Raw genomic sequence first — 16751 nt, 5'->3', positions numbered from 1 at the left:
GCGGTTAATTTAACACCCATTCACCCGACCGGAGTCATTGCCCGAAGGCGGGCTATGCGCTCTTCGGTTGGCGGGTGGGTGCTGAACAGTTTTGCGAAAACCCCTCCAATCATCGGGCTGACAATCATCATGTGCGATGTGCTTTCCGCCGTCTGCTCGCTCACGTTCAAAGGGATCTGCTTCGCGTAACTGTCCATTTTCCTCAGCGCTTCCGCGAGAAACATGGGGTTTGAGCATATTTTCGCGCCTTCCCTGTCGGCTCCGAATTCCCTTGTGCGCGATATGGCAAGGCGCACTATGGTTGCCGCGAGCGGAGCCACAATCGCCATTGCCAGAAGGACAAAAATGTTGTTTCTGCCCCGTCCGCCGCCGAAAATCGCCGCCCACTGCGCCATCCACGCGATGTAACTGATTGCCGCCGCGATGGTTGCCGCGACCGAGCCGATGAGGATATCGCGGTTTTTGATGTGGGCGAGTTCATGCGCGAGAACACCTTTGAGTTCGTGCCTGTCAAGGATTTTCATAATTCCCTGCGTTACCGCGACCGCTGAATGGGACGGGCTTCTTCCGGTTGCAAAAGCGTTTGGCGACTGCTCGGGAACAATGTAAACCTTCGGCATTGGAAGCCCCGAGTTGCCCGCGAGTTCGCGCACGTCAGAGTAGAGTTCGGGTTCGGATGTTTCGTCCACTTCCTGAGCCTTATACATTTTCAGCACAATTTTGTCGCTCCACCAGAAACTGGCGAAGTTCATAACTCCCGCGAAAACAAGCGCGATAACCGCTCCCTGCCGCCCGCCAAACGCTCCACCGCACCACACAAGAATCGCCGACATAACGGCGAGCAAAACAACGCTTTTCAAAGTATTCATATTTTATTCCTCCGGGCGTCCGCGCCCGTAAGAAACATTATAATCACACAGGTTCGCGGTTCAATGTTTTTGAATCCCTGATTTTCCGCCACCTGGGTATATGGGTGGTGAAAAGGCTTTTGACCTCTTCCCTTATTTTATTTACACTTTCCGCCGTTTCCGGGGCGGATATATGAGCGGAGAAAAATCCCACAACGTTATTGTCATAGGCGGCGGGCACGCCGGTTGTGAAGCCGCGCTTGCGGCGGCGCGCATGGGGCGCAAAACGCTTCTGCTTACTGCCAACATTGAAACAATCGGCGTTATGTCGTGCAATCCGTCCATCGGCGGGGTGGGCAAAGGGCATATAGTCAGGGAGATAGACGCGCTTGGCGGAGAAATGGCAAAAGCCGCTGACGCGAGCGCGATTCAATACAGAACACTCAATACACGCAAGGGCGCGGCGGTGCGCGCAACGCGCTCGCAGGCGGACAGGCAGGTTTACAGGGCTTACATGCGCCGGACGCTTGAAGAGTGCGAAAATCTTGACATAAAACAGAGAATGATTGACGGCTTTTTTGTGTCATCCGGCACGGTGCGCGGAGTGAAAACAAGCCTCGGAGAAAGTTTTTTCGCGGATTCTGTGGTGGTAACCCCCGGAACTTTTCCCAACGGACTCATACACGTTGGAGATGAGCGTTTTTCCTCCGGGCGCGCCGGAGAGGGAGCGGCGATGGAGATTTCAAAGTCATTTCAGGATTTGGGGCTTGAAGTGGGAAGGCTCAAAACCGGAACCCCTCCGCGCTTTGACGGAAGAACAATCCGCTGGGAGGCGCTCCAGGAGCAGAAAGGGGACGAAAATCCCCGCCCGTTTTCTTTCTCAAACGAGCGCGCGAACATCAGCCAGATGTCGTGCTTTATCACTCACACTAACGAGAAAACGCACGAAGTTATAAGAAAAAACCTTTCGCGCTCGCCGCTTTATTCAGGCGTCATAACAGGGGTGGGACCGCGCTACTGCCCGTCCGTTGAAGACAAAATCGTGAAGTTTCCCGACAAAACACAACATCAGATTTTCCTTGAGCCGGAAGGGCGGAACACCTATGAGATTTATCCCAACGGCATATCAACCAGTTTGCCCCTTGATGTTCAGACCGAGATGGCGAGAACGATTGAGGGGCTTGAAAATGTGGAGATAATGCGTCCGGGATATGCGGTTGAATACGATTTTATCAACCCGACTCAGTTGAATTCATCGCTTGAGTGCAAATACGCAAGCGGACTGTTTTTCGCGGGGCAGGTGAACGGGACAACGGGCTATGAGGAAGCCGCCGGGCAGGGGATTGTCGCCGGAATAAATGCCGCGCTTTACTCCGGCGGAGACAAACCCCTTGTTCTTGACCGTTCGGATGCCTATATAGGCATCATGATAGATGACCTTGTTACGAAAGGGGTTGATGAACCGTACAGGATGTTCACTTCGCGTGCGGAATACCGCCTGGTCTTGCGCGAAGACAACGCGGATTTACGCCTTATGGAAAAAGGGCGCGCGGCGCGGCTCATAAATGATGAGCGTTACGAAAAACTTCTTTTGAAAAAAGAGGCGCTTGACAGGGAGTTTGAGCGGCTTGAAGCGACGAAAGAGGTTCCCGGCGGGCGTGCGGATGCCGCGCTCAAAAGTTTGAATTCACCCGCACTTAAAAAACCGCACTCGCTTGCCGAGATTCTCAGAAGACCCGGAATCACATACTCCGAACTCGCTCTTTTTGACCCCCGGTGCGCCGAGATTGCCGGCTCGGACATAGCCGCGCAGGCGGAAATGAGAGTGAAATATTCCGGCTATGTAAAAATGCAGACCGAGCAGCTAAAGCGGTTTAAGCGGTTTGAGAGCATGTCAATTCCCGCCGCTTTTGACTACTCAAAAGTTTCCGGTCTTTCCATAGAAATTGTCCAGAAACTGTCAAGCGCCAAACCTGACTCTCTCGGTCAGGCGGGAAGAGTTTCGGGTGTAACGCCCGCCGCCGTTTCGGTTCTTATGCTGTACTTGAGAAAAGGAATGAACCGGGAAGGTCAGGTGATTTCCGCACCGTCTTCTTCCTCGTAGAGTTCCTCTTCCGGCTCGCCGAGCTCCATGTCGTAGAGTTCCATTTCGTCAAGATCACCGGTTTCCGCCAAAGATTGCTCTTCGGGGTCCTCAATCAAACTGACGAGGTCTTTTATTCTTTCATCTTTTGAAAAAGCCACCTGAATTCCCTCCCCCATTAATCGGGTAACCAACCCGTTTTGACCCATAATGATTGCCGGCGGAGTAAAAATCAACCCTTTTTTTCGGTTTTTAAGTGTCCGCCAATAAATTCGGACGCCTCAACCGGCAGCCCGCAAGCGCCGTTTTCGCACACATATACGGCCGCTTTTCCGTTCACGGGTTTGCAGTTTGCGGCAAACGGCGCAATTTTGTCAATCTCTTTGTCGTCCGTTTTTTTGAGCACAACCGTTCTGTTGGGGGCGTAGATTGTCTCAATCTTTCCGGCAACCGCCTTTGTTTCGTCTTCATTGTCGCACGCGATAACAATTTCGGTCGCCGCACCCGCTTCAAACTCCATCGCGCAGAGCAGCATAGTGTGGGAAGACGGAATTTTTTCAATTGAGAGTGAGAGTGAGCTAATGGTTTCAAGGGCCGCTTGTGCAAATTCAGAGTCGCCCGTAATTCGGGAGATTTTTACAAGATTCATCGCCGCAACCGAATTTCCGCACGGGATAGCGCCGTCATGAAACTCTTTTTTTTCTGACAATTAACTCTTCGGAGTTTTCGGGAGCGAAGAAAAAACCGCCCTTTTTCAGGTCTGAAAACAGTGTCATCATTTTTTCATTTAGCATGAGGGCGGTTTTGAGCCGTCCGGTTTCAAACTCCGCCTCATACAACTCCAAAAGTCCCCATACCGCGAATGCGTAGTCATCCAGATTGGCGCGTATCGCCGCCTCTCCATCCCTGAATCTGTGAACAAGCCCGTCCGCTCCGAGCATTTTGTTTTCAATGAAGTCTGCGGCTTTGCGCGCGGCGTCCGTGTATCGCGGCTCCGCGAAAGCCCGTCCGGCTTTGGCAAAAGCGGCTATCATCAATCCGTTCCAGTCGGTGAGGATTTTGTCGTCCTTGTGAGGGCGCGGGCGTTTTTCCCTTTCTGCGAAAAGTTTTTTTCGTGCCGATTCCAAAGCTTGCGCCGCCTGTTCCCCGGACATTTTGAACTGCGCCGCAAGTTCGGAAACCTCGCGCGTTAAGTGAGCAATGTTTGTGCCGGGCATTGTTCCGGCCGCTTCGTCCGTAAAGTTGCCGCCGTCCTTTATGTTCAACGTTTCGGATACAAAAACGGCTTGTTCGCCGGCAATCCGTTTGAATTCCTCAGATTCCCACACATAGAATTTCCCCTCTTCCCCTTCGCTGTCGGCATCTTCGGCACAGAAAAACGCCCCGTCGGGGGAGGTCATATCACGCATTACGTATTCAAGGATTTTTTTAGCGCCGTCCGCATAAACGCTCTTGTTTGTGGCAAGCGCAAGTTCTGTCAGCGCGAGGGACACAAGCGCTTGGTCGTAAAGCATCTTTTCAAAATGCGGAACGAGCCAACGGCGGTCGGTTGAATAGCGGTGAATCCCGAACCCGATGTGGTCGTTTATTCCGCCTTTAAGCATCGCCGCAAGGGTTTTTTCCGCCATTTCAAGCGCTTTTTCCTCTCCGGTTCGTTTCCAGTGCCGTATGAGAAAAATCAGATTATGCGGCGAGGGAAATTTGGGAGCGTTTCCGAAGCCGCCGAAAACGGGGTCGAAATTCGCGGCGAGTTGGGCGAAGCCGTTTTTCAGCATTTCCTCCGTGTCCATTTTCCCTTCCGACTGCATCAGATTTTGTGCGTCTTTAATCGCACGCGATATTTCGGCGGCTGATTTCTCAATCTCTTCGCGCCTTGAGAGCCACACTTCGCTTATTCGCGGTATGAGTTCAATCATTCCCGCCCGCCCGTATTTGTTGTGTTTCGGAATGTATGTCGCGGCGAAAAACGGCTTTTTATCAGGCGTCATCACAACATTGAGGGGCCACCCGCAGTTGCCCTGTGAAATCATCTGGCACACACTCATAAGCACGCCGTCTATGTCCGGTCTTTCCTCACGGTCAACCTTGATTGACACAAAACCCTCATTCATAAGCGTCGCGACTTCGGTGTCTTCAAAAGACTCTTTTTCCATCACATGGCACCAGTGGCAGGTTGAATACCCGACCGATACAAAAACCGGCCTGGCTTCCCGCGCCGCTTTTTCAAACGCCTCGTCGCCCCACGGATACCAGTCCACCGGATTGCCCGCGTGCTGAAGAAGATAGGGGCTTTTTTCTTTTGAGAGTTTGTTCATGAGTTTTTTGAGTCCGTGCTTATGGTAACATTAAACCGTTTTGTGAGATATGAGCGCTGAATCAGGAAAGGTTTACCGCAAGGCGGGTGTGGTTGTTCGCCGGAGCGGGGAGAGCGGTGAGGATGAAATTCTTCTGGTGAGCGCGCGCAGGCATGCGGGCTCGTGGGTTTTTCCCGCAGGAACGGTTGAGGACGGCGAAGAGCCCGCTCAAGCCGCCGTGCGGGAATGCGCGGAGGAAAGTGGATACATAGTTAAAACCGGAGACGAAATCGGCACGGTTACGGTTTCCGAAGGGGAATGGACAAAGAGTTTTACCTTTTTCTCCGCGACCGTTACGGCGGAAGCGGAAAGCAAAGAACAGGACAGGCAGGTCAGGTGGGTTGGTGTTTCCGGCCTTGAAAGCGAGATTGCCGAAGTGTTTGTGCCCATCGCCCGGAATGTAAAGCGGTAGTGTTTCGCTTTAAGGGCGGCTCTCTGTTAGAATTGCCCCCGAAGTCTGCAAACAGATATGGGAAATTACTCTAAAAAACTTGCGAGCAGGTACAGAACCCTGCGAATGACGGACAAAGAACCCGTTGATTTCGTGCTTAAAAATCTTTCGGCGTCCGGCGTTATTCAAGCCGCCGATATGGGTTGCGGAGCCGGACGATACGCGAAACTGATTTTGGAAGGGTTCGGCGAAAAGATTTTTCTCAACTGCTTTGACACAAACGAATATATGCTTGACCAACTTCAAACCTATCTCGCGGGCGAGGGGCTTGCTAACTTTTCCGCGAAGGTCGCGGACGCGAGAGAGGTTCCTCTTGAAAACAACTCGCTTGATGCAGTTTTCTGTTTCAACTCTGTTCATCATATAGGGATTGTCGGTTTCCTCCGGGAGATTTCAAGAACGCTCAAACCCGGCGGACGGGTTTTTATCTACACAAGGTCAAGAGCCCAGAACGACCGCACGGTCTGGGGTCGGCATTTTCCGCTTTTTCGGCGCAAGGAGTCGCGCCTTTACGAGCCGGAGGAGTTTGAGTTCAAAGTGGAAAAGTTTCCCGAATTTGAGATTGAACTGACAAAAACCTTCACTTACGAACGCACCAACTCGCTCAAAGACCTTGCCGAAAAAGCGTCCGAGAAGGCGTATTCCGCTTTTCTTTTCTACGGGCCGGAGGAATTTGACAGGGCGTTTGAAAAATTCCGTACAAACCTGAAACAGAATTTTGACGGCGATATTGAATGGGAGGACGAAAAGATAATGTACGTCCTCACAAAAATCCCCTGAAAGAAATAACGAAGATTTCCCCTTTTCCGGATTTTTCCGCCAGTCTGTTGAAACCTGAAATGTTATGTTATAACATTAACACCCGTGGTGACCCAGGGTGAAATATGAAAAGCGGTTGCGGAAATCATGACAAATGCGTAAGGGAGATTGCCGAGTCCGCCGAGCGGATATGTTCGGTGAGAGGGGTCTGGCTTACGCCTCTGAGAAGGCGCGTTCTTAAAATAATTTCGGGCAGCCACCTTCCCATGAAGGCGTATAAAATTCTTGCGCGGCTTTCCAAATCCGCCAAGCCGCCGACTGTTTACCGCGCGCTTGATTTCCTGATTGAGAACGGGCTTGTTCACCGGCTTTCAAGTGTGTCGGCGTATTCCGCCTGTTTTCATCCCTCAAGCGGGCATTCGGAGTGTTTTTTTCTCATCTGCTCGGACTGTGGCGAAGCCAGAGAGTTTTGCGGCTCCGAACTTTCAAAAGCCGTTGATAAAGCGGTCTCCCGCGAGGGGTTCAGCAAGGCGGGAGCGGTTCTGGAAGTGTGCGGAATTTGTGACGGGTGTGCGGCAAAATGAGTTCGGATACTCTTATAAAAACTTCGGGCGTTTCAATCGCGCGCGGCGGGGTTCAAATCCTCACCGATATTAATTTTGAGGTTTTTCGCGGCGATTTTGTGTCTATTGTCGGTCCCAACGGGGCGGGCAAGACAACTTTTGTGAAGATTCTCACGGGCATCATGACTCCCGATTCCGGTGTTTGCGAGCGCAAGTCGGGCCTCAAAATCGGCTATGTGCCCCAAAGCATGGAGACGATGAGCCAAATCCCTCTGAGCGTCGGGCGTTTTATTCGCCTGCGCAATGAGCGGGACCGCGCGGGATTTGAAGAGGTGTGCGGCGAGACCGGAATCGGAAACATTCTCAACACGGAGATGGCGCACCTTTCGAGCGGCGAGGTTCAGCGCGTTCTGCTCGCGCGGGCTCTTATGAACAAACCCGATCTTCTTGTTCTGGACGAGCCCGCGCAAAACCTTGACGTGACGGGGCAACTGGATTTTTACAAACTGATTGAGACCATTCACCGCGAGCGGGGCGCGGCGATTTTGATGGTGTCGCACGATCTCCATATGGTTATGTCTTCAACGAAAAAAGTGGTTTGTCTTTACAGGCATATCTGCTGTGCGGGTGAGCCAAAAGCGGTTGCCAAAGATCCCGAATTTATTTCAATGTTCGGTGAGGATATGGCGCGGCTTATGTCGGTTTACTCGCATTCTCACACGCACACGCACGGCGGCTTTGAAAGCAAAACGGAGGAGCGCGATGATTGAGCCGTCTGTCATTTACGCCGTCATTGCCGGAGTCGGAGTCGCGCTCGCGGCGGGTGTGCTCGGATGCTTTGTCGTGTGGAGGAGAATGGCTTATTTCGGCGATTCTCTCTCCCATGCGGCGCTCGCGGGAATTCCGCTCGGCATTATCGTCGGCATGGGTGCGGAATACGGCGCGCTTGTGGTCGCCATAGTGTTCGCGTTTATTCTTTCGCGGATTTACGGGCGTGTCCGCCTCACCACAGACACGGTTCTGGGCATAGTCTCCCACAGCTTTCTCGGGGTTGGGCTTGTGGCGGTTTCTCTGATTGGTTTGCCTGAGTCGGATCATCTGGAGTTGATCCTTTTCGGCGATATTTTGACCGTCGGTTCGGGCGGCATAATCGGCATATATGTTTGCTCTGCGGTAGTTTTCCTCGTGCTCGCATTCAGGTGGAAACACCTTGTGCTTATGTCAATCAATCCTGATTTGGCGGAGTCCGAAGGTATAAACACATTTCGCCTCAATTTTATTCTGATGTTTCTTATGGCTCTCGTGGTGGCGGCGTGTTTCCGCGCGGTCGGCGTTTTGCTTGTTGCCTCATTGCTCATAATTCCACCCGCCACCGGGCGTATATTCGCGCGCTCACCGGAAATGATGGCCGTTTTGTCCTGCGCGGTCGGCGTGGCATCCGTTCTGGCGGGCATTTACGGCTCTCTGCTCTACGACACACCTTCGGGCCCGTCAATCGTTACGGCGTCCACGGTGTTTTTTGTCATGTTTTTTATCGGCTCAATCCTGTTTGAGCGGATGTTCAAAAGAGGGAAAATTTTAAGATAACCGCCGCGTGAAAAACAGTTTTGACACGCTTTGTTTTATTGTACGCTTTTGTCAACAGGGTCTTTTGCGGGGTTGTGCGCGCCCGAGAGGATTTGAACCTCTGACCCTTGGCTCCGGAGGCCAATGCTCTATCCGGACTGAGCTACGGGCGCGTTTTCAAGTTTTTTCCAACTCCGCCATAACCGTCTTCATATCTTCCCACATGGGGCGCTTGAACCCCGGATTCCTGAGAAGCGCGGCAGGGTGGTATGTTACCATAAGTTTTGTTTTGCCGTATCTGTGAAACACTCCCCGCAGTGAACCGAGAGACGGACTTCCCTGAAGTTTCAAAACCGCCTTTGCCGCCACAAGACCGAGGCAAACTATCACGCGGGGCGAAATGCAGCTTATCTGTTTGATTAAAAACGGCTCGCAACTCGCGACTTCGTCCGCTTCGGGGTTGCGGTTTTCGGGCGGACGGCATTTGACCACATTGCAGATATAGACATCTTCGCGCTTTGTTCCCATCGCTTCTATAATCTTGTCCAGCAGTTTTCCCGCGCGCCCCACAAAGGGTCTGCCCTGTTCATCTTCGTCTTTTCCCGGTCCCTCACCCACAAAAACCACCTTCGCTTTCGGGTTTCCTTCGCCGAAGACAATGTTTTTTCTTCCCTTGTGGAGTTTACACCTTTCGCACTCGCCCATTTCCGTCCTGATTTCTTCAAGACTGTTCGCGCCGCCGGTTTCAAGCAAATTTCCTTCAAGAGGGATTGAAATAACGGGCGTTTTTTTGTTTGTTTTGGAAGGTCCGGATGCGGGGCCGCGCTCAGGCGGGGCATCTCTCCGCTCCGCGCGGATTTTCCCGTTTCCTATGCGTCCCTGAAACTCAAGATAGCCCTTCAGGTCTGTTATCAACTTTTTTGCTTCACCGTTTTCTGTCATAAGCTGATTTGAAAGCCAATCCCCGTTAATTTACAATACACACTTTTACGGGCGGCGATGAAGTTTTCCGCCGCTAATGTCCCGATGGAAAAAACCTACAATCCCGCAACAGTCGAAAGGAAATGGCGCGAGATATGGGAGCAAAACGGCTCTCACACGACTGCCGGGAATTCCGGAAAGCCGAAATACTATGTGCTTGAAATGTTTCCGTATCCGTCCGGGCGCATACACATGGGGCATGTGCGCAACTACACAATAGGAGATGTCATCGCGCGTTACAAACGGGCACGCGGCTTTGATGTTCTTCATCCCATTGGCTGGGACGCTTTCGGACTTCCCGCGGAAAACGCCGCAATTCAGAATGCCGTAAGCCCGGCCGAGTGGACAAAAACAAACATTGACCAGATGCGCGTCCAACTCAAACGGCTCGGATTTTCCTACGACTGGTCGCGCGAGATTGAGACCTGTGCCCCCTCATACTACAGGTGGGAGCAGTGGCTTTTTACAAAGATGCTTGAAAAGGGTCTTGCGTATCGTAAAAAAACCTTCGTGAACTGGGATCCCGAAGATAAAACCGTTCTTGCCAACGAGCAAGTTATTGACGGAAAGGGCTGGCGCTCCGGCGCGGTTGTTGAGCGCAGAGAGGTGGAGCAGTGGTTTTTCCGCATAAGCGACTATTCCGATGAACTGCTGGAAGGTCTCGGCAAACTCGCCGACTGGCCTGATTCGGTCAAAACCATGCAGACAAACTGGATAGGGCGCTCCGAAGGGGTTGAAATGGAGTTTCATTCGGAAAAACTTGGCTATGCCATTGAGGTTTTTACCACAAGGGCCGACACCGTTATGGGGTCCACTTATCTTGCGGTTGCGCCGGAGCATCCGGCGGCGCTCAAGGCGGCGGAAAGCAACGCGAAAATCGCGGATTTCATAAAAGAGGCAAAAAACCTGCCCGTTTCCGAAGCAAAAATGGAGACGCTTGAGAAAAAAGGCCTGCCGCTTGGAATTTCCGCTGTGAATCCGGTTTCGGGCGAAGAAATTCCCGTCTGGACGGCGAATTTTGTTCTTATGAGTTATGGAACCGGAGCGATAATGTCCGTTCCCGCTCATGACAGGCGTGATTTTGATTTTGCCGAAAAATACAATCTGCCCGTAAAACAAGTTGTTTTTCCGAAAGACGGGGATTTTGACATTTCAGAGGGTGCGTTCACGGAAAAGGGTGTTCTTCAAAATTCCGGCGATTTTGACGGGCTTGATTCCGATGAAGCGTCCCGTGCGATTGCGGATTTTCTTAAAAAACAGAAAAAAGGCGGGAGTGTTATCCAATACCGCCTCAGAGACTGGGGAATTTCGCGCCAACGTTACTGGGGAGCGCCGGTTCCGGTTATCCATTGCGAAAAATGCGGCGCGGTTCCCGTTCCCGAAAAGGATTTGCCCGTGGAGTTGCCTGAAGATGTGGATTTTTCAGGCGGCGATATTCCCTCCCTCGCGAATTCAGAATCGTTTATTTCAGTCTCGTGTCCCGAATGCGGCGCAGACTCAAAACGGGACACGGACACAATGGACACATTTGTGGAGTCTTCGTGGTATTTCCTGCGCTACGCGTCTCCGGATTTTGAGAAAGGAATGTTTGACAAAAAAGCAGTGGAAAAGTGGCTTCCCGTTGACCAATACATCGGCGGTGTGGAACATGCGATACTACACCTGCTTTATTCAAGATTTTTTATCCGGGTTCTCAGAGATTTGAATTTGTGCGATTTTGACGAGCCCTTCGACGCGCTGCTTACACAGGGAATGGTCATAAAAGACGGCGCGAAAATGTCAAAATCCACCGGCAACACCGTTGACCCCGATGAGATGATAGAGAAATACGGCGCGGATGCGGTTCGGCTTTTTATTCTTTTCGCCGCGCCCGCGGAAAAAGCGCTGGACTGGAATGAAAAAGGCATTGAGGGAATGAGCCGGTTTTTGAGGCGGCTGTGGAATTTGTCCGTTGAGATTTCTGAAAATACTTACGATGAAGAGTCTGATATAAATTCTTCTTCATATATCAATGATGAAAATTCTTCTTCATATATCAACTCCGCTGTAGAGCAAAGAAAACTTAACCGCGAGATTCAGAAGACCATAAAAAAAGTGACAGAAGATATAGACCGTTTTCATTTCAATACTGCAATTGCGGCTCTAATGGAGTTTTTGAATTTGTTTCCGAAAATAAAAGACGGAAACATGGCCAATTCTTTGAAGGGGCTTGTTGAGAATGTTGCTGTTCTTCTTTCGCCAATGGCGCCGCATTTTTCCGAAGAAATATGGAAAATTCTCGGCAATGAAAAATCGGTTTTTCTTGAAGATTGGCCCGGGTGGGATGAAGCTCGCATTGAGTCCGACATGGTTAAGATTATTTTTCAGGTTAACGGGAAATTGCGTTCCCAAGCGTATATGCCCGTGGGTGAGGGAGAAGCGGAGATGAAATCCGCCGCTCTTGCCGATGGAAAAATTAAAAGTTTTACCGAAGGTAAAAAAATCAAAAAAATAATTGTCGTGCCGGGAAAACTTGTGAATATTGTGGTTTGAAACAAGGAGATTTGCGAAATTGAGAAAAAAACTTTTAGATAAAAAAGTAAAAGCGGTTGAAGTAAAAAAAGGCAGAAGTGTTTCGGATTTAATTTCCGCGATGTCAAAAACCGGATTTCAGGGCAGGAGTCTCTCACGCACAGTTGAGGTTTTTCAAAAAATAGTTGCCGATCCCGAAGTTGTAGTTTTTTTAGGTTATGCCGGCTCCCTTTCCACCACGGGACAATGGAAAATAATAAATTGGCTGATTGAAAACCGTTTTATTGATGTGCTTGTTCCCACGGGCGCAAACATATCCGAAGACATAATAGATGCGATGGGGTATGGCTATTTTCAGGGCTCGCACAGAGCCGATGACGAAAAACTGTTTTCCGAAGGAATAAACCGCTATTACGATATTTATGGAAAGGAGACGGACTATCTTAAAATGACGGAAATGATAGCGGATTTTATTTTGACTCTGGATGAAAAAAATAACTATTCATCGCGCGAATTTTTGAAACTGTTCGGGCGGCATCTGGGCAAAAAGAAAATAAATTCCATTGTTGCGGCGGCGGCAAAAAACGGCGTTCCGGTTTTCTGTCCCGCGATTGCGGACAGCCCCTACGGGGATGCGGCTCTTATAGCCGAAAGCAAAGGGTTTCATCTCACAATAGACGCGATGAAAGACTATGTGGAGTTTATGAAAATGGGTGAAAAAGTGAAGCAGACCGCCGTGATTTACATTGGCGGCGGGGTTCCGAAGGATTTTATTCAATTGTTTGCCGTAACGGGCGATTTGCTTTACGAAGACCGGTCGATTCCCGGAAGAAAGAACGGAATGAACAGAAAAGGGACGGGCCCCGGGGAAACCTATTATCCGCATAAATACGCGATTCAGATTACGACCGACTCTCCGCAGTGGGGCGGGCTCAGCGGGTGCACTTTTGAGGAGGCGGTTTCGTGGGGCAAGGAAGACCCCGAAGGCGGTCTTGTGCAGTGTTATTGCGATGCGACTATCGCGCTGCCGATAATTTCTCAGGCTCTTGCCGAGAGAATTAAAAAACCGCGAAAAAGAATAAAATTTAATTTTTAATCCAACGGGAGGAATTAAAATGAGACTGAAAGGAAAAACCGCTTTAATTACCGGAGGAAGCGAGGGGATTGGAAGGGCAACCGCGCTGCTTTTTCACAAAGAGGGCGCGAAAGTCGGAATTATGTCCAGAACCGCGAAAAATCTGCGCAAGGTTGTTGCCGAGGCAAAAGGACGCCGGAAAATAAAGGCATGGACGGGCGATGTTTCAAATGAAAAAGACGTAAAAAGAGTTGTGAATGCGTTTTACAGAAAGTTCGGCAAAATTGACATTCTTTTCAACAATGCGGGAATTCTTGAGGGCGGAACGGTTGTTACGACCACAAACGCGGCTTGGAACAGAACGATGGATATAAATGTAAAAGGGGTTTTTCTTATGAGCAAATATGTTGTTCCGCTGATGGCGAAACACGGCGGCGGCTCAATAATAAACAATTCAAGCGTTCTCGGAATTGTCGGAATGGAGGACTGCATGGCGTACAATGCCTCAAAGGGCGCGGTCAGGCAGATTACGCGCAGCATGGCGCTTGATCACGCGAAGGAGAACATAAGGGTTAATTCCGTCTGTCCGGGCTACATAAAAACAAAAATGGATGTTGAATTTATGGGCAATCCGCCCGATGCCGAAGAAAAACTTGACGAAATAGCGGCGGGAATGATTCCGATGGTCAGAAGAGCCGAAGCGGATGAGGTTGCACAGTCTGTTCTTTTTCTCGCCGGCGAAGAATCAAGCTATATGACGGGGTCAGATCTTGTAATTGACGGCGGATGGACGGTTTTGTAGAGCAAATGAAGGATATTGAAACAAGAGAAGATGTGGAACTTCTTGTAGATAGTTTCTACGACAAAATGCTCGCCGACCCCATTCTCGGTTTTATTTTTACAGATATTGCCAAAATTGATGTTGAAGAACACAAGCCAATTGTTTGCGATTTCTGGGAAAGTATTCTGTTTGACAAAGCGGTCTATAAACGCGGTCCCGAAGTGATGAATACGCACAAAAGACTTAATGAAAAAATCCCTTTGAAAAAAGGGCATTTTGTTCGTTGGCTTTTTCTATTCTCAAAAACCGTTGATGAACTGTTTGAAGGCGAACGCGCAAGTTTTGCAAAAGAAAGAGCGAATTCAATAGCGGTTGTTATGCAGAAAAGAGTGGGGATTGGTGACGGGACGGTTTTGTGAGATCATTTATTCAAATCAATATCTTTTATTCTGTGTTGACAACCAACATTTCACAGATAATGCGTCATCCTCTCAATCAATTTCCGTGTTGCCTGTTCCGAGTTTCCTTCTCCAAAAATCGCCGTAATTACGGCAATTCCGTCAACGCCGGTTTTTAGGACATCTGAAACATTTTCGGGTGTGATTCCGCCAATCGCGAATACGGGGATTTTCAGTTTGGATTTTGCTTCGCGCAAAACTTCAAACGGTGTTGGTTCTCTGTCCGGTTTTGTCGGTGTGAAATACGGCGTTCCAAAAGCGCAGTAATTCGCACCCGCTTTTTCGGCGGCAATTCCTCTTTCAATTTCCCCGTAGCATGAAACGCCGATAATGGCGTTTTCGCCGAGCAGTTTCCTTGCGTCTTTTACCGCGCAGTTCTCTCCGCCGAGGTGAACGCCGTCCGCTCCGGTTTTTTTAGCGATTTCGGGGCTGTCGTTAATTATGAGCGGGATTTTATATTTCCGCGTAATTTCCGCGAGTATTTTTCCTTTTCGGATAATTTCCGTTTCTTCCGCATTTTTTTCGCGCAGTTGAATAATTTTCGCCCCGCCTTTTATGGCGGCTTCAACTGTTTCGGCGAAACGGTCTTGCGCAATTAATTTGGCGTCTGTTATGGCATAAAGTCCGCGCAGTTCAAAGGCGGGCATCAGGATTCAATCCGGCTGAAAATTGCATCACGCACGGCGCCGTAATTATTCGGCAGTTCAATGGGGGCGTTGCGCAGTTTCTTGTTTGAGCCGGGGATTTTGCCTTCGTGGTATCCGATTTTAAATTCAACAAATTTCAGTCCGTGCGCGGTGGAAATAATTACCACTTTGTCTTTCTTTTTGAAGGTTTTTTTCGCCTGAAGTTTCAGAAAAACCGCGAGCGCCACGCCCGTGTGCGGGCAGTTGAAAGTTCCGGTTCTGTCCGCCATCGCGGCGGCGTCCGACAGTTCTTTTTCAGACGCCTGCTCAACAATTCCATTAAATTCTTTAAGGGTTTTTATCGCCTTGTTCACACTTACCGGATTTCCGATTTGAATCGCGTTGGCGAGCGTTGTTTTCGCCTTTACGGGTTTGAATTCCTTAAAGCCTTTTTTGTAACTCAAATAAAGCGGGTTGGCGTTTTTTGACTGCGCGCAAACAATTCGCGGCAGTTTTTTTATCAGTCCCAGATCGCGCATTAAAAGAAAACCTTTTCCAAGCGCGGACACATTGCCGAGATTGCCGCCCGGAATTATTATCCAATCGGGCACGCTCCATTTGAATTGCTGGCACAGTTCAATGCTTATGGTTTTCTGCCCCTCAATGCGGAGCGAGTTTATGGAATTTGCCAGATAGATATTATTTTCTTCGGTGATTTTCTGAACCATTTTCATACAACCATCAAAATCGGTGTCAAGCGAAAGAACAATCGCCCCGTTTGAAATCGGCTGAACAAGTTGAGCGAGGGAAACTTTTCCTTTTGGCAGAAAAACAATTGCCGGAATGTCCGCCGCCGCGCAGTAGGCGGCAAGCGCCGCCGAGGTGTCTCCGGTGGAGGCGCAGGCGACCGCCGGAATGTCGCGTTTTTTTCTGCGCATATGCTGCACCACCGACACAAGAACCGTCATTCCGAGATCTTTGAAAGAGCCCGTGTGGCTGTTACCGCACATTTTTATCCAGATGTCATTCATTCCGACCTGTTTTCCAAAACGTTCCGCCCAGAAAAGATTTGTTGATCCCTCATACATTGAGACGATGTCTTCGTCTCTCACAACCGGACAAACCCATTCCTTTTTTCCCCAGACTGAACTGCCGTGAGGCCATGACTGGTTTTTGTAGCGTTCATCAAACAGGGTTTTCCACTCACGCGGCGACCGTTGCGCGAGCATTTTGCGGTCGTGCGTAACTTCAAGCAGTTCGTTGCACTCGCGGCAACGGTAAATTACTTCGTCAATTTTGTAGGTTTGCCCGCATTCGGGGTTGATGCAACTGAGCCATGCGCGGTATTCGGGTATGTTTTTGCCGCCGCGCGCCGATTTTGAAGTGGTTTTTGGCATAACGAAAAATACCGCACGGCAAGGGCGGGTGTCAATGTTTGCGGCTTGACACAAAAACGCTTTTGAAAGACAATAGAGCCGCTTTTATTACCGAGCGCGTAGCTCAGCGGGAGAGCACTTGCCCGACACGCAAGGGGTCGCTGGTTCAATCCCAGCCGCGCTCACGGATTACTTTGACTTTTAACCCAAATACCAAACAATATATGCGTTTCAGGCCCCGTAGCTCAGGGGGAGAGCGTTCGCCTCACACGCGAAAGGTCGTTGGTTCAATTCCAACCGGGGCCATAGTTTAAATGGA

General features: G+C 50.1%; 17 protein-coding genes and 3 tRNA genes. 12 read left to right on the top strand and 8 right to left on the bottom strand.

The features are described from left to right. Positions 1-20: 20 nt before the first annotated feature. Positions 21-869, bottom strand: coding sequence for a zinc metalloprotease HtpX (gene htpX / locus ACY430_RS03570; protein ID WP_462137518.1), 849 nt, complete (start codon positions 867-869; stop codon positions 21-23). Positions 870-1041: 172 nt separating this feature from the next. On the opposite strand from htpX, the gene mnmG reads away from it, so the two are divergent. Beyond that, a complete protein-coding gene (gene mnmG, locus ACY430_RS03565) occupies positions 1042-2952 on the top strand; it encodes a tRNA uridine-5-carboxymethylaminomethyl(34) synthesis enzyme MnmG (protein ID WP_462137517.1) in 1911 nt (636 codons plus the stop codon). Here mnmG and ACY430_RS03560 read toward each other — a convergent pair. The 3 genes from ACY430_RS03560 to ACY430_RS03550 all read right to left on the bottom strand — a co-directional run bounded on the left by ACY430_RS03560 (position 2919) and on the right by ACY430_RS03550 (position 5246). Continuing rightward, positions 2919-3092 (bottom strand): hypothetical protein, encoded by a 174-nt coding sequence (locus ACY430_RS03560; protein ID WP_462137516.1) that lies wholly within the window; start codon positions 3090-3092, stop codon positions 2919-2921. The genes mnmG and ACY430_RS03560 overlap by 34 nt on opposite strands. A 71-nt stretch (positions 3093-3163) precedes the next feature. Further along, on the bottom strand, positions 3164-3640 hold the full coding sequence (locus ACY430_RS03555) for a hypothetical protein (protein WP_462137515.1): 477 nt from the start codon (positions 3638-3640) through the stop codon (positions 3164-3166). Beyond that, the gene (locus ACY430_RS03550; protein WP_462137514.1) at positions 3615-5246 is read right to left on the bottom strand and encodes a thioredoxin domain-containing protein; all 1632 of its coding nucleotides are present in this window, start codon (positions 5244-5246) and stop codon (positions 3615-3617) included. The genes ACY430_RS03555 and ACY430_RS03550 overlap by 26 nt, the downstream gene beginning before the upstream one ends. A 49-nt stretch (positions 5247-5295) precedes the next feature. On the opposite strand from ACY430_RS03550, the gene ACY430_RS03545 reads away from it, so the two are divergent. From ACY430_RS03545 to ACY430_RS03525, 5 genes are all read left to right on the top strand, one after another. Next, positions 5296-5697, top strand: a complete 402-nt coding sequence (locus ACY430_RS03545) for an NUDIX domain-containing protein (RefSeq protein WP_462137513.1) — start codon at positions 5296-5298, stop codon at positions 5695-5697. A 57-nt stretch (positions 5698-5754) separates the two neighbouring features. After that, positions 5755-6516, top strand: coding sequence for a class I SAM-dependent methyltransferase (locus tag ACY430_RS03540; RefSeq protein ID WP_462137512.1), 762 nt, complete (start codon positions 5755-5757; stop codon positions 6514-6516). Positions 6517-6620: 104 nt separating this feature from the next. Then, a complete protein-coding gene (locus ACY430_RS03535) occupies positions 6621-7079 on the top strand; it encodes a transcriptional repressor (RefSeq protein ID WP_462137511.1) in 459 nt (152 codons plus the stop codon). Then, the gene (locus ACY430_RS03530) at positions 7076-7828 is read left to right on the top strand and encodes an ATP-binding cassette domain-containing protein (protein WP_462137510.1); all 753 of its coding nucleotides are present in this window, start codon (positions 7076-7078) and stop codon (positions 7826-7828) included. The genes ACY430_RS03535 and ACY430_RS03530 overlap by 4 nt, the downstream gene beginning before the upstream one ends. Further along, complete coding sequence (locus ACY430_RS03525) at positions 7821-8645, top strand: metal ABC transporter permease (protein ID WP_462137509.1); 825 nt, start codon at positions 7821-7823, stop codon at positions 8643-8645. The genes ACY430_RS03530 and ACY430_RS03525 overlap by 8 nt, the downstream gene beginning before the upstream one ends. Positions 8646-8722: 77 nt before the next feature. Here the strand turns inward: ACY430_RS03525 and ACY430_RS03520 are convergent. Both ACY430_RS03520 and ACY430_RS03515 read right to left on the bottom strand, forming a co-directional pair. Then, a tRNA-Arg gene (locus tag ACY430_RS03520) sits at positions 8723-8797 on the bottom strand. A gap of 4 nt (positions 8798-8801) precedes the next feature. Beyond that, complete coding sequence (locus ACY430_RS03515) at positions 8802-9566, bottom strand: uracil-DNA glycosylase (RefSeq protein WP_462137508.1); 765 nt, start codon at positions 9564-9566, stop codon at positions 8802-8804. Between the two features lie 84 nt (positions 9567-9650). On the opposite strand from ACY430_RS03515, the gene leuS reads away from it, so the two are divergent. Genes leuS through ACY430_RS03495 form a run of 4 tightly spaced genes read left to right on the top strand, consistent with a single transcriptional unit; the run spans position 9651 to position 14391 of the window. Then, positions 9651-12137 carry a leucine--tRNA ligase gene (gene leuS / locus ACY430_RS03510; RefSeq protein WP_462137586.1) on the top strand — a complete coding sequence of 829 codons (2487 nt, stop codon included), beginning with the start codon at positions 9651-9653 and terminating at the stop codon, positions 12135-12137. 19 nt (positions 12138-12156) lie between these two features. Further along, positions 12157-13212: a deoxyhypusine synthase family protein gene (locus ACY430_RS03505; RefSeq protein WP_462137507.1), complete on the top strand. Its 1056-nt coding sequence runs from the start codon at positions 12157-12159 to the stop codon at positions 13210-13212. Between the two features lie 19 nt (positions 13213-13231). Further along, positions 13232-13993, top strand: a complete 762-nt coding sequence (locus tag ACY430_RS03500) for an SDR family NAD(P)-dependent oxidoreductase (protein WP_462137506.1) — start codon at positions 13232-13234, stop codon at positions 13991-13993. Beyond that, a complete protein-coding gene (locus tag ACY430_RS03495) occupies positions 13978-14391 on the top strand; it encodes a group III truncated hemoglobin (protein WP_462137505.1) in 414 nt (137 codons plus the stop codon). The genes ACY430_RS03500 and ACY430_RS03495 overlap by 16 nt, the downstream gene beginning before the upstream one ends. A gap of 50 nt (positions 14392-14441) precedes the next feature. Here ACY430_RS03495 and thiE read toward each other — a convergent pair whose 3' ends face one another. Together thiE and thrC are read right to left on the bottom strand one after the other, a co-directional pair. Then, on the bottom strand, positions 14442-15077 hold the full coding sequence (gene thiE, locus ACY430_RS03490) for a thiamine phosphate synthase (protein WP_462137504.1): 636 nt from the start codon (positions 15075-15077) through the stop codon (positions 14442-14444). After that, positions 15077-16453 (bottom strand): threonine synthase, encoded by a 1377-nt coding sequence (gene thrC, locus ACY430_RS03485; protein WP_462137503.1) that lies wholly within the window; start codon positions 16451-16453, stop codon positions 15077-15079. Before thrC ends, thiE begins: the two co-directional genes overlap by 1 nt. Positions 16454-16545: 92 nt before the next feature. On the opposite strand from thrC, the gene ACY430_RS03480 reads away from it, so the two are divergent. Further along, positions 16546-16617: transfer RNA gene (locus tag ACY430_RS03480), tRNA-Val, on the top strand. Between the two features lie 49 nt (positions 16618-16666). Further along, positions 16667-16738: transfer RNA gene (locus ACY430_RS03475), tRNA-Val, on the top strand. Positions 16739-16751: the final 13 nt, after the last annotated feature.

Source organism: Candidatus Mycalebacterium sp., from assembly GCF_977828045.1.
The sequence above is the reverse complement of the archived record's forward strand: the minus strand, read 5'-3'. Positions and strand labels throughout refer to the sequence as shown.

Bases quoted from the DNA above. Each gene is read 5' to 3' on its own strand.
- leuS (WP_462137586.1), top strand. From the start codon at position 9,651: ATGGAAAAAACCTACAATCCCGCAACAGTCGAAAGGAAATGGCGCGAG.
- mnmG (WP_462137517.1), top strand. From the start codon at position 1,042: ATGAGCGGAGAAAAATCCCACAACGTTATTGTCATAGGCGGCGGGCAC.
- ACY430_RS03500 (WP_462137506.1), top strand. From the start codon at position 13,232: ATGAGACTGAAAGGAAAAACCGCTTTAATTACCGGAGGAAGCGAGGGG.
- ACY430_RS03495 (WP_462137505.1), top strand. From the start codon at position 13,978: ATGGACGGTTTTGTAGAGCAAATGAAGGATATTGAAACAAGAGAAGAT.
- ACY430_RS03535 (WP_462137511.1), top strand. From the start codon at position 6,621: ATGAAAAGCGGTTGCGGAAATCATGACAAATGCGTAAGGGAGATTGCC.
- ACY430_RS03525 (WP_462137509.1), top strand. From the start codon at position 7,821: ATGATTGAGCCGTCTGTCATTTACGCCGTCATTGCCGGAGTCGGAGTC.
- ACY430_RS03545 (WP_462137513.1), top strand. From the start codon at position 5,296: ATGAGCGCTGAATCAGGAAAGGTTTACCGCAAGGCGGGTGTGGTTGTT.
- thrC (WP_462137503.1), bottom strand. From the start codon at position 16,453: ATGCCAAAAACCACTTCAAAATCGGCGCGCGGCGGCAAAAACATACCC.
- thiE (WP_462137504.1), bottom strand. From the start codon at position 15,077: ATGCCCGCCTTTGAACTGCGCGGACTTTATGCCATAACAGACGCCAAA.
- ACY430_RS03515 (WP_462137508.1), bottom strand. From the start codon at position 9,566: ATGACAGAAAACGGTGAAGCAAAAAAGTTGATAACAGACCTGAAGGGC.
- htpX (WP_462137518.1), bottom strand. From the start codon at position 869: ATGAATACTTTGAAAAGCGTTGTTTTGCTCGCCGTTATGTCGGCGATT.
- ACY430_RS03550 (WP_462137514.1), bottom strand. From the start codon at position 5,246: ATGAACAAACTCTCAAAAGAAAAAAGCCCCTATCTTCTTCAGCACGCG.
- ACY430_RS03540 (WP_462137512.1), top strand. From the start codon at position 5,755: ATGGGAAATTACTCTAAAAAACTTGCGAGCAGGTACAGAACCCTGCGA.
- ACY430_RS03530 (WP_462137510.1), top strand. From the start codon at position 7,076: ATGAGTTCGGATACTCTTATAAAAACTTCGGGCGTTTCAATCGCGCGC.